This is a genomic window from Frigoribacterium sp. SL97, assembly GCF_026625765.1.
Taxonomy (GTDB): domain Bacteria; phylum Actinomycetota; class Actinomycetes; order Actinomycetales; family Microbacteriaceae; genus Frigoribacterium.
Map to the genome: position 1 here is coordinate 3,460,006 of NZ_CP113062.1, position 11,942 is coordinate 3,471,947.

An 11,942-nucleotide genomic window follows, 5' to 3' on the forward strand; every position below is an offset into this window, starting at 1 on the left:
CGAGGGATCGTCGACTCGGTAAGGGGCGTCGTGTCCCCAGTCAGGGGGAACCCCCTGTACCCCGCCGGGGCGCACCGGCCGGACGTCAGCGTCCGCGGCCGGCCAGCAGCGCGTGCAGCAGGGGCACCGCCGAGGTGGCCATGAGCACCGTGCCGACCACGTCGTCCCCGCTGCGCAGGACGGCCCCGGCGATCAGCAGGGCGGCGAAGAGCACGGCCGAGACCACCCGCCGGGCGGTCCGCTCGATGCGGGTCAACTGGCGCTCGATCCGGGGGCTGCCCACCTCGAGCGTGCCGTCCTCGAGGCGCGTGACGAGGTGGTCGAGTCGGCCGGGCAGACGCACGGCCACCGTGGCGGCGTCGAGGGTGCGGCGCGTGACGTCCTGCACCGCGTTGCCGCGTTCGTCGCGGATCAGCCGGGCCGCGTAGGGCTCGACCGAGTCCCACAGGTTGAACGCCGGGTCGAGCGCGCTGGCGACCCCCGAGGTCAGCGTCATCGCCCGCAGCACGAGCAGGAAGTCCTCGGGCAGCTGGAACGGCAGCGACCGGATGAGGTCGCCGAACTGCCCGGCGAACTCGCGGTACTCCCGCGGGTCGACCTGCCGGAGTTCGGCGAACCCCATGCCGCCGAACCGGGCGAAGGTGGCGGTCACGGCCCGCTCGAGCCCCAGCGTGTCGGCGCTCGGCAACAGGACGCCGAGGTCGCGCATGGCGTTCACCATGCCCGAACCGTCACGCGAGGCCGCCGCGATCAGCAGCTTGCGCAAGCCCGTCCGGGTGCCCGTCGGCACCTCGCCCATCATGCCGAAGTCGATGAAGGTGAGCTTCCACGGTCGCTGCCCGTCGACCGCGTCGGGCACGGGCGTGACGAAGATGTTGCCGGGATGCGGGTCGGCGTGGAAGAACCCGTGGGTGAAGAGCTGGTCGAACATCACCGCGGCGAAGACGGGGGCGACCTCGGCGGGGTCGATGCCGGCGGCGGCCAGCGCGTCGACGTCGGTGATCTTGATGGCCGAGACGTCGTCCAGCACGAGGACGCGACGCGTGGTGCGCTCCCACACGACGTCGGGCACGCTCACCCGCTCGTCGTCGGCGAAGTCGGCGGCGAAGCGGGCCGAGTTGGCGGCCTCGTTGAGGTAGTCGATCTCTTCGAGGCTGGTGCGCGCGAACTCCTCGACGAGGGCGGGGGCGTCGACCCGGTCCGACACCAGCCGGACGTGGCTGAGCCAGCCGCCGACGCGGCGGAGTGCGGCGAGGTCGACGTCGACCACGGCGTCGATGCCGGGCCGCTGCACCTTGAGCACGACGTCCGTGAGGCCCGTGTCGGCGGCGTCGACGGGCCCGAGCGTCGCCCGGTGCGCCTGGCCGAGCGAGGCGGCGGCGATGGGCGACTCGGCGACGGTGGCGAAGACCTGCCCGAGGGGTCGGCCCAGCTCGGCCTCGGCCAGGGCGCGGATGCCCGGGAAGGGCACGGGCGTGACCTCGTCCTGCAGCCCCTCGAGCTCTTTGGTGATCTCGGGCGGCAGCACGTCGAGGCGCGACGACAGGTACTGGCCGACCTTGATCATCAGACCGCCGAGGTCGAGGGCCAGGGCGTGGAAGCCCCGAGCGAAGCGCCGCATGCGCCGGGCACGCGTGCGCTCCGCGAGCCGCCGCAGGGCGAAGCGGGGCAGGACGAGTTCGAACCACCAGGTGACGGCGAGGTGCCGCGACGCGAACCGCAGGATGCGACGGTAGCGCGCGCGACCGGCCCGGTCACGCACCGGAGGACTGGACGCGGAGGGGTCGGTCGACGCCACCCTCGTCAGTCTCGGGCGAGGATCGAGTAGATGCGACGACGGGCCTCGTCGAGCACCGCCACCGCCTCGTCGACCTGCTCGGGCGAGCCCGTCCGGCCGACCTGCGCCGTGGCGCGGGCCAGCTCGACGCCGGCCTTGGGCAGGGCGCGGAACCGGTCGCCGGTGGCGGAGCGCTCGGGCTCCCACGGAGCCGACGGGTCGACCCCGGCGGCGGCGCGACCGGCCTCGGTGAGCGAGTAGACCTTGCGGCCGTCGGTCTCCTCCGCGGCGACGAGCCCCTCGTCGGAGAGCAACTGCAGGGTCGGGTACACGGACCCGGCGCTGGGCTTCCAGTCGCCGCCGCTGCGCTCGTCGATTTCGCGGATGATCTGGTAGCCGTGCATGGGGCGTTCGGCCAGCAGCGCGAGGATCGCGGCCCGCACCTCGCCCCGCGGGGCACGGGTGCCCTCGCGGCGGTCGAAGGTCGAGCGGAGCTGCTCCATGGCCTGCCACATGCCGTCGAGGCCGGTGCCGAAGTCGAAGGTGCCGGGTGCTGACGTGCTGCTCATGGTGTTCTCCTTCTCGAGGGTGGAACGGGGTCGAACGATACCCGGACGATATACCCCCACCGGTGGCCCGTCAGGGCTGACGCCCAGGCAGGAGGCGCGGCCGCCGAGATCCCGAACGGTCCTGTTCTGGGGGTCCCCACGCACTCGTTCGGGGGGTTCGGGCGACCGGGCGAGGGTGGTTGAGTTCCATTCGTGGGTATGAACCCCCACCGACGGCGCGTTGCCGTCACCTCTCCGGCGTTCCCCGACGTCCGCCGGCGAGCCTTGCTGCCTCGGCGTTCCCCGACGTCCGCCGAGGCGGCAGGACCTCCGTCGTTCCCCGACGTCCGACGGAGTCGTACGTCCCTCGGTGACGGTCCGCGCCTCCGAGATCCCTGGAGTCCGCCATGCCCTCGTTCCCGACCCGCCGCCTCGCGGCGACCGCCGCCGCCGCGGCCCTGGTGTTCACCGTCCTGGTGACCGCCCCCGCCCAGGCCGCGACCCCGTCGCCCGCCCCGGTCGCCACCGCCCCCACCACGACGGCCGCCGCCTCGACGGCCACGTCGGGCGTCTCGGCCGACTTGTCCGGCGACATGATGACGGTGCCCTCGGCGCCCCTGCTGAGGGCCCAGACCGACGACGACGTGTCGCCGACGACCGGGGTGACGGACCACCCGGTGTACGTCAGCGTCGCGGCGGCGACGGCCGCGACCTCGGACGACTCCCCCACGCCTCCCGACGACGCCTCGATCCGCGCCGCCGTGACGCAGCTGCACGACTACTGGTGGGAGGAGTCAGGCCACACCGTGAACGTGACGCTCGCCGGCATCGAGACCCGCTCGCTCGACCAGGCGTCGTGCGTCCCCGCCACGGTGCTCAACACGGTCCACACCTCGGCCTTCGGCGGACGGTTCGCCCGGTACGCGTGGGCCGGCACGAACGAGCACCTGATCGTCCTGAGCCGCGAGACGTGCGGGACGACGGCGACCGCGTTCGGCACGGTCGGCGGCGACGGCGGCGAGGTCTTCAGCTCGTACGGAGCGGGCAGCACGCTGGGCGTCCCCGTGCTGCTGCACGAGTTCGGCCACAACCTCGGCTTCGGCCACGCCGGTGCCGGCATGTGCCGCAGCACGACGTCGTTCGACGGGGCCGCGAGCGACTACCGGTACGCCACGTCGACCGACTCCCCCGCCTCCTGCCCCGTGCTCGAGTACGGGGACTTCCTCGACATCATGGGCTACTCGGTCTCGTCGTCCCGCCCCCACCTGTCGTCCGTCCAGCGGGTCCGCGCCGGTTACCTGACCGACGTCACCACGCTCAGCGGGGCGGGCACGACCCGCCAGGTCACCGTCGCCTCGCTCGACGGTGCCGCGAAGGGCCGCGCCGTCAAGGTGGTCGACCCGGTCAGCGGTCAGGACTACTACGTCGAGTACCGCACCGCGACCGGGACGGACGCCACCAGCCCGGAGTTCGGCGGACGTTCTCCGTCCTGCGCCCTCGTCGGATCGGGCTTCACGCGCTGCGCGCTCACCAGCGACAAGACGACCGGCAGCGTCCGGGTGCTCCGCCCGCTCACCCTCGCGGGCAGCACGGTGTCGACCGTCGCCCTCGCGGTCGGCCTCGACGCCGGGCGCGACCCCAGCCGTCGCGACACGCACCTCGACGCGGGCGAGTCGTTCACCAGCGCGAACGGCGGCTTCACGGTGTCGGTCCGCTCGATGACCCCGTCGGGCGGAGCGGTCCTCGACGTGAGCCTCGCCGGGGGTCCGCCAAGGTGCCCGCCTCCGCTCCGGCCCCGACCCTGTCGGCCCCGGCGCCCGCGACCGCCCCCGCGACGACGACCAGTCGACTGAGCGTCGACCGCACCCGCCAGACCCACGGCTCGACCACCCCGATCACGACGACCACCCAGGTCGTCGCGTCGGACGGTTCGGCCCCGAGCGGGACGGTGACGCTCCGGGACGGCACGGCCGTCGTCGGCAGCACGAAGGTCGGGTCCGACGGGCGCGCCACGGTGACCCTGCCGGGGACGACCGCGGCGGGCACCCACCAGCTGCGCGCCTCCTTCGTCCCTGCCACGACGACGCAGTCCGGCTCGGACTCGGCGGTCGTCGGCGTGACCGTCGACAAGGCCTCCTCGTCCAGCGCCTTGACCCGCGGGACGACGGCGATCACCAAGAACAAGGCGGCGACGGTCACGGTCACCGTGTCGGCCCCCGGCGTCCCCCGCCCCACCGGCACCGTGACCGTGACCTCGGGCGGCAGGACCGTCGGCACCGCCACCGTCTCGGCCGACGGAGCAGGACGCGTCACCGTGCCGGTGGGGACCTTCACCCGCGGGGGCACGTACGTCCTGTCCGCGTCGTACGCCGGGTCGGGCAACGTGTCCGCCAGCGTCTCGAAGCGGATGATCGTCGTCCTGCGCTGACGCGCGCGGCGCCGAGTCCTCGGCGCCGGGTCCGCGACCCGGGCGCCGGAGCGTCAGGAGGCGCGGGTCGCGACCACAGAGGGGCGGTGCGTCACGGCCCGGGACCGTGACGCACCGCCCGGCCCGACAGGAAGAGCTGTCGGGCGGCCGGGCCTTCTCAGGAGCCCGGCGGCCTGCCGGCGGCTACCGCGGAGTCAGCGTGATCGAGTCGAGCTCGGCGAATCCGGTGCCCCCGGCGAAGTTCGGAGAACCCTTCGCCAGACGGATCACGTTGACCCCGGCCTTGAGCGTGACGGGTGCGGCCGCCGAGGTGGCGAACCGCCCCCAGCCACCCGTCGGTGCGTACGACACCGTCGAGAACGCACCACCGTTGAAGGCGAGGCCCTGCGTCGACGTCGCTGCGCCTCCGTTCGCGTAGCGGGTCGTCAACGAGTAGCTGCCGGCCGTCGGCACCTCGACCACGAAATCGACGAACGAGTTCGACCGGCCGTCACCCAGACCGTCGATGCGACCCACGTAGCCGGAGTTGGACGCCGAGGACGACGACAGGATCGACGCGTTGACCACCGTCGCGTTCTCGGCCTCGTAGGTCTGCTGGTAGCTCGTGGCCGGGCCCGAGGCGGGCGTGACGACCACCTGGTAGGCGCCGAGGTAGTCCTGGTTCGGGATGGGGACGGTGACGGCCCCGTTCACGACGCCGACGGTGGTACTCGACAGCTGGGTCGGTGCAGCGACGTTCGCCATGCGTCCCGAGCGCGGCGTGTAGTTCACCGTCACCCTGACCTGCGACCCGAGACCGGCCAGTCCCTTGACCTGTACGGCGTTGTCACCGAACGTCCCGCCGAACGCGACGTTGACGATCCCGCGGGTCGAGTCGTACGAGGCGAACCCGTCGAGATCGCCCGAGGGCGTCACGTCGACCATGGAGCCTGCCATCTCGCCGTACCACTTGTAGAGCCAGTACGACCCGGTCGGAGCGTTGTTCCACACGAGTCCCCCGACGGTCCCGGATTCGTACCAGTACGCGCGTTCGGCGTCCTTGATGCCGGTGCGCTCGAACTGCGCGATGAAGTGGGCCGCGACGCTGGGGGTGTCGACCTGGTTCGGCGAACCGTATTCGTTGATCGAGATCGGACGCGGGCTGATGCCGAGGTCACGCTCGATCGATCGGTAGTCGGCCACGTGCTCGTCGACGTCGGCCCACCCGCCGTCGTCCAGTTCGTGCCAGACGACGACGTCAGGCAGGGTGCCGTCGGCCTTCGCCCTGGCCATGAACTCGCGCATGCGGTCGGGGTAGTAGCGGCTGTAGCTCGGACCCACGATCGGCGTCACCGTGTCCTGCAGCTTCACCTGGCGGTAGGTCCGGGTCCACCCGTCGAGGAACGGGCCCGCCTTCGCGGTGTCCCAGGTGCCGTCGGGCTCGTTCCACAGCTCCCAGCCGTTGATGTTCGTCGTGCCCGCCGCGGCGACCCGGGCCCCGACCATCGTGTCGATCTTCTGCGTCCAGTCCTGCCAGCTGATCCAGCGGTACGGGAAGTCCGGGTAGACGTCGGGCATGCGGGCGTACGACTGTGCACCGTCGCGGGTGAACGCGTTCGCCGTCTTCAGCACGTCGCCGGTCGGCACGGTGGCACCGTTGCCGAGCTGCTGCACGCCGGGAGCGGGCTGCGTGTGCTGCTTCAGCCGCAACGGCGTCAGCAGACCAGGGGCCGGCGTCGTGTCGGACGCCACGGCGTACAGCCCCCCGGCTCCGACGTGGGTGACGGGCCTGATGCTCGTCGAGGCGTCGACGACGAGCGTGTTGCCCGCCGCTTCTGCGGGTGCCGCCGGTGCGACGAGCGCCGCGAGGACCGCCGTCGCCGCCAGCAGTCCCGTCGTGATCTTCGTTCGGTTCACAGAGAAGCTCCTTTGCTTTCTTCGAGGGATGGAACCGGGTCGCACCGCCCTCACGGGCGGGACGTCAGGAGGCGCGGGTCAGCCCTCGACCCGGGCGACGGGCAGCCAGACCCTCATGGTCGACGGCCCGCGGTTCGCCCAGGTGGCGTAGGGCACGAGGGCGACCGCGCCGAGCGGGCCGGTCGCGTCGCCGGGCTCGCCGTACGGCCAGTCGGCGGTGGCCGCGGCCAGACGTGACACCTCGACCGTGGCACCCCGCTCGGTGGTCACCGGTTCGACCGAGGTGTCGACGACCACGTCGTTGACGTCGCCGTCGGGCAGGTCGGTCGACTCGAGCGCCAGCACGAGCGGGCCGCGCTGAACGGCGACCTGGCCGCGCACCGCGTCGATCCGAGGGTCGGGCAGGCTCCACCGGGCCTGCATCGGCAGGTCGACCGTGACGACGTCGCCCGCCGCGAACCGGCCCCGGACGGTCGTCGAGCGTCCGTCCCGCACGGACGGTGCCTGGCCGGGCGCCTCGATGCGTGCCGAGCCCGCCCACGAGGGAATGCGCAGGTCGAGGTCGACCTCGCGTCGCGTGTCGTCGCGCCAGGTGATGCGGACCGCGCCGTCGTAGGGGTAGCCGCTGCGCACCGACAGGGCGATCGGCGTGCCGTCGGAAAGGGCGGTGTCGACGTCGTACTCGCCGTACTGGTGCACCTGCAGCCCGGCCGGCGTCTTGGTCGCGAAGGTCGACTCGACGCTCGCGAGCGTGCGGGCGACGTTCGTCGGGCAGCACGAGACCTCGAACCAGGGCGCCCGGAGGCTCGACAGGGCGCGGGCGTTCAGCTCGTCCTCGTCGGGGGCGACGCCGTCGGTGCGCTGGTGCAACGTGTTCGTGTAGAAGAAGGCACGCCCGTCCTCGCGGGGCGAGGCCATCACGTTGTTGAACAGCGTGCGTTCGATCAGGTCCGCGTAGCGCGGGTCGCCGTCCTGCAGCAGCAGGCGCCACGACAGCATGTTCGAGGCGATGCCGGCGCAGGTCTCCGAGTAGGCGCGATCCGGCGGAAGCTCGAAGTCGGCACCGTACGCCTCGTCCTGGTGGTGCGAGCCCATCCCGCCGGTGACGTACGTGCGGCGCGCGACGGTCGCCTCCCACTGCCGCCGGACGGCGTCGGCGAGTTCGTCGTCGCCGGTCTCGACGGCCACGTCGAGGGCACCGGCCGCCAGGTACAACGCCCGCACCGCGTGCCCGCGCAGCACCTCGGCCTCCCGCACCGGCACGTCGTCCTGGAAGTACTCCTGGCCGTACTCGATCGGCGCCAGCAGGCCGTGGCCGCGGCGCTCGACGAAGAGGCGCGCGAGCTCGACGTAGCGGGGCTCGTCGAGGGCGCGGCCGAACTCGACGAGCGCGACCTCGATCTCGGGGTGCCCGCAGACCGCCACCCGCCCGTCGGGCCCGAACTCGACCCAGAGGTGGTCGGCCAGGCGGCGGGCGACGTCGACCAGGGCGCTCTCGATGCCGGTCCTCTCGGCCGCGACGGCCGCCTGGACGAGGTGGCCGAAGCTGTAGAGCTCGTGGCCCCATTCGAGGTTCGAGTAGCGGGCGGGCTGCCAGGGACGACCGAAGCTGGTGTGCAGGTAGCCGTCGTCGTCCTGCGCCGAGGCGACCCGGTACACCAGCTGGTCGTAGCGCGACGAGAGGTCGGCGTCGTGCGATCGGCCGAGCTCCCACGCCATGCCCTCGAGCAGCTTGTAGACCTCGCTGTCGACGAACTCGATGCCGGCGTGCACCCAGCCGGCCTGATGGGACGCGGCCCGGTCGAAGTTGCCCGTCCAGCCGATGCGCTCCATCCAGTCCTCGCAGTGGCGCAGCACGACGTCGGCGTTCAGGCGTTGCTTCTCGGCCCAGTACCCGCCGGTCAGGCGGATCTCGGACGAGTCGAGCGGGGTCAGGGTCGACCGGCCGGGCCGGACCGGGCCCGAGAACGGTGCGGTCGAGGTGTGGATGGTGGTCACGGGCGTGCTCCTCGCGGGATGTGTGGTGGTCATGTCGGTTCGGTCCTGTCGGCCAGGCGCTGTCGGCTCGGGGAGGCCGGCTCAGTCCTTGACGGCACCGGCGGTGACGCCGGCGGCGACGTACCGCTGGGCGACGACGAGCAGGACGGTGGCGGGGATCGACGCGACCACGGCGGTCGCCATGATCGAGTTCCACTCCTGGTTGTTGTTGCCGATGTAGCGGTAGATGCCGAGGGTGATGGTCTGGGCCGAGCCGCCGCTGTTGAGCGTCGACGAGAAGACGAAGTCCGACCAGGCCCACAAGAACGCGAACAGCCCGACGGTGACGGCCGAGTTGCGGCTGACCGGAAGCACCACCGAGACGAAGGTCCGCCACGAGCCGGCCCCGTCGAGCTTCGCGGCGCTCAGCAACTCGTCGGGGATGCCGCTCATGAACGCGGTGAAGATCAGCACGCCGAACGGCACCGCGAGCGTCGAGTCGGCGATCACGAGACCCCACCACTCGTTGAGGATGCCGAGGTTGAGGTAGATCGCGTAGAAGCCCATCGCCATGATGACCTGGGGGATCATCTGCGCGACCAGCAGGACGAAGCTGAGCGCGCCTCCCCCCTTGGGCCGCAGCTTGGCGAGCGAGTACGCGGCCGGTGCCGACAGGGCGACCGTCACGACGACGGTGCCGAGCCCGACCAGCAGGCTCGTGCCGAGGTAGGGCAGCTGCTCGGACACGACGGCCGCGTAGCCGTCGAGCGTCGGATTCGTCGGGAACCACGACGGCGGGCTCTGCCGCATCTGCGCCGTCGGCGTCAGCGAGACGTTGATCATCCAGTAGATGGGGAACAACATGATCGCCGTGAAGACGACGCCGAGGACGGTCGTGGCCAGGCTGCGCCGGCCGGCCCGCCGCGAGGAGGCGCGGCGCACGTCCGATCGCGGGGCGGGGGTCCGGGTGATGACGCTCATGACCGACTCTGCTTCCTCTGCACGCGCAGGTAGACGAATCCGCAGATCAGGGCCATCACGATCAGCAGGTTGCCGACGGCGGCCGCGGGGCCGAAGGTCGGGAGGGTCGAGCCGAAGCCCAACTGGTACGACCAGATGGCGAAGGTGGTCGAGGCGTCGCCCGGGCCGCCCCGGGTCATGATCCAGATGATGTCGAAGACCTTCAGCGTGTAGACGAGGCCGAGCAGGATGGTGATGGCCGACACCGGGCGCAGCAGCGGGAACGTGATGCGCCAGAACTTCTGCCAGGCGTTCGCGCCGTCGAGCGCCGCCGCTTCGTAGAGGTCACCCGAGATGTTCTGCAGGCCGCTGTAGAGGATGACCAGGTTGAACGGGATGCCGATCCAGATGTTGGCGACGATCACGCTCGTCAACGCCCACTGCGAAGAGGTGAGCCAGTTGACCTGGCTGCCGCCGAAGGTCTCGATGACCGAGTTGACGACGCCGCTCTCGCTGTTGAGCATCCAGGACCAGGTCGACGCGCTGACGATCAGCGGCAGCAGCCACGGCACGAGGAACAACGCGCGCAACGTCGACGACAGCGGGAACCTCTGGAAGAAGAAGACCGCGAGTGCCATGCCGATCGAGAACTGGAACGCGATCGAGACGCCCGTGAACAGCAGCGTGTTGACGAGGGCGGGGCCGAACGTCGGGCTGGCGAAGACGTCGGTGAAGTTCTCGAGCCCGATGAACGGTGCCGTGCCGTCGATGAACGACCGCACGGTGTAGTCGCGGACCGACAGGTCGACGTTGCGGATCAACGGGTAGGCGTAGAAGACCGCCAGGTAGAGGACGACCGGGGCGATGAAGGCCCAGGCGGTCAGCTGGCCCGCGTCGGGGCGACGGCGACGCCTCGGGCGGCCGGGGCCGGCGGGCGGGACGTGCGTCCCGCCCGACCGTCCGTCGGGCACGGCCTCACGACGTTCGAGGATGTCGGTGCTCATGGTCGCTCGTCCCGGGCGGTCACTTCGTGGCCGACTCGGCGGCCTGCTGGGCCTCGTCGAGGGCGTCCTGGGCCGACGACGACCCGCTGAGGCTGTTCTGGACGGCCTTCCAGAGCTGCTCCGAGATCTTCGGGTACTCGGTGCCGAGGTCGTCGCTCGTGCGCCCCTTGGCATCGCCGACGGCGGTGACCCACGGTTCGAGGTCGGGGTCGGCCTGCACCTGCTGCTCCTGCGCGTCCTTCGTCGGCGCGACGTACGACAGGGTCGTGTCGGTGGCCACGAGGTTGTCGGTGCTCGTCAGGCACGCCCGGATCTTCTCGCTGACGTCGTACCGGGCGTCGTCGCTCTGGACGGGGACCGTCAGGAACTCACCGCCCGTGGGGGCCGGTGCCGCGCCTCCGTCCTTCGCGGGGATCGAGATGATGCCGTAGTCGATGCCCGAGTCCTTGACGCCGGCCAGTTGCCAGGTGCCGTTCTCGCCGAAGGCGTACTCCCCCGTGAGGAACTCCTGCCAGCTCGTGGTCTGCGTGTTGCCGATGACCGAGTTCGGGGCGTAGCCGTCCTCGACCCACCCGGTCCAGAGGTCGAGCGCCGACACGGCGTCGTCGGACGAGAGGTCGGTCAGCTCGGCACCGGACCCCCAGTACCAGGGCAAGAACTGGAAGCTTCCTTCTTCGGTGCCGATGGCCGAGAAGGTGATGCCCTTCCCGCCGGAGGCCGAGACCTTCTCGAGGGCCGAGGTCAGGGTGTCCCAGTCGGTGATCGACGCGGGGTCGACGCCCGCCGCGTCGAGGACGGTCTTGTTGTAGTACAGCGCCAGGGTGTTGGCGCCGATGGGCACCCCGTACGTCGCACCGTCGATCTGTCCGGCCGCGAGGATGTTCTGCTCGATGTCCGAGGTGTCGGCACCGGTCTCGTCGGTGTCGGTCAGCAGGCCCGCCTCGGCCAGCGTCGAGACGACGGGGTTGTCGACGAGCAGCAGGTCGGGCGAGTTGCCCTGCTGGCCGGCGAGGAGGGCCTTGCTCGTCAGGTCGGAGGTGTCGTAGCCGGTGCGTTCGACGGTGACGCCGGCCTCGGTGCCACAGGCCTGCACCAGCTTCGCCCAGTCGGACGAGTCGTCGAACTGCGGGTACGGGTCCCAGAAGGTGTACGTCCCCGACGCGGCCGAGCTGCTGCCGCCGGACGAGCCACCGGCACACCCGGTCAGGGCGAGCGACACGGCGGCCAGACCCACGACGGCGACGGCCGTCTTCTTGCTGCGGATGAACGAGATCACAGGAATTCCTCTCTGAATGCTGCGGGTTCCTCGTTCGGAGAGCGCCGCGCGGTGCAGGGGGATGCCGGTGCGCGAC

General features: G+C 71.4%; 9 protein-coding genes. 2 read left to right on the plus strand and 7 right to left on the minus strand.

All coding sequences use genetic code 11. The features are described 5' to 3' along the window. Positions 1-85: 85 nt before the first annotated feature. Positions 86-1,762 (minus strand): ABC1 kinase family protein, encoded by a 1,677-nt coding sequence (locus OVA02_RS16860; RefSeq protein WP_267658886.1) that lies wholly within the window; start codon positions 1,760-1,762, stop codon positions 86-88. 41 nt (positions 1,763-1,803) lie between these two features. Then, positions 1,804-2,346, minus strand: coding sequence for a PadR family transcriptional regulator (locus OVA02_RS16865; protein WP_267658887.1), 543 nt, complete (start codon positions 2,344-2,346; stop codon positions 1,804-1,806). A gap of 386 nt (positions 2,347-2,732) precedes the next feature. Between OVA02_RS16865 and OVA02_RS16870 the strand changes: the two genes are divergently transcribed. After that, positions 2,733-4,178 (plus strand): hypothetical protein, encoded by a 1,446-nt coding sequence (locus OVA02_RS16870; RefSeq protein WP_267658888.1) that lies wholly within the window; start codon positions 2,733-2,735, stop codon positions 4,176-4,178. Then, complete coding sequence (locus OVA02_RS16875) at positions 4,100-4,753, plus strand: Ig-like domain-containing protein (protein WP_267658889.1); 654 nt, start codon at positions 4,100-4,102, stop codon at positions 4,751-4,753. The genes OVA02_RS16870 and OVA02_RS16875 overlap by 79 nt, the downstream gene beginning before the upstream one ends. 183 nt (positions 4,754-4,936) lie before the next feature. Here OVA02_RS16875 and OVA02_RS16880 read toward each other — a convergent pair whose 3' ends face one another. The 5 genes from OVA02_RS16880 to OVA02_RS16900 form a co-directional block, all read right to left on the minus strand. Then, entirely contained in the window at positions 4,937-6,649 is a 1,713-nt protein-coding gene (locus tag OVA02_RS16880) for a CBM35 domain-containing protein (RefSeq protein WP_267658890.1), read from the minus strand. A 78-nt stretch (positions 6,650-6,727) separates the two neighbouring features. After that, positions 6,728-8,680: a glycoside hydrolase family 127 protein gene (locus OVA02_RS16885; protein WP_200412461.1), complete on the minus strand. Its 1,953-nt coding sequence runs from the start codon at positions 8,678-8,680 to the stop codon at positions 6,728-6,730. Between the two features lie 48 nt (positions 8,681-8,728). Continuing rightward, positions 8,729-9,490, minus strand: a complete 762-nt coding sequence (locus OVA02_RS16890) for a carbohydrate ABC transporter permease (protein WP_055978139.1) — start codon at positions 9,488-9,490, stop codon at positions 8,729-8,731. Positions 9,491-9,603: 113 nt separating this feature from the next. Next, positions 9,604-10,590, minus strand: a complete 987-nt coding sequence (locus OVA02_RS16895; RefSeq protein ID WP_200412462.1) for a carbohydrate ABC transporter permease — start codon at positions 10,588-10,590, stop codon at positions 9,604-9,606. Between the two features lie 19 nt (positions 10,591-10,609). Continuing rightward, a complete protein-coding gene (locus tag OVA02_RS16900; protein WP_235452694.1) occupies positions 10,610-11,866 on the minus strand; it encodes a sugar ABC transporter substrate-binding protein in 1,257 nt (418 codons plus the stop codon). Positions 11,867-11,942 lie beyond the last annotated feature (76 nt).

What these genes read in the sequence shown, in the direction of transcription:
- OVA02_RS16870 (WP_267658888.1), top strand. Translation starts at nt 2,733, where the DNA reads ATGCCCTCGTTCCCGACCCGCCGCCTCGCGGCGACCGCCGCCGCCGCG.
- OVA02_RS16890 (WP_055978139.1), bottom strand. Translation starts at nt 9,490, where the DNA reads ATGTTGTTCCCCATCTACTGGATGATCAACGTCTCGCTGACGCCGACG.
- OVA02_RS16885 (WP_200412461.1), bottom strand. Translation starts at nt 8,680, where the DNA reads ATGACCACCACACATCCCGCGAGGAGCACGCCCGTGACCACCATCCAC.
- OVA02_RS16895 (WP_200412462.1), bottom strand. Translation starts at nt 10,590, where the DNA reads ATGAGCACCGACATCCTCGAACGTCGTGAGGCCGTGCCCGACGGACGG.
- OVA02_RS16865 (WP_267658887.1), bottom strand. Translation starts at nt 2,346, where the DNA reads ATGAGCAGCACGTCAGCACCCGGCACCTTCGACTTCGGCACCGGCCTC.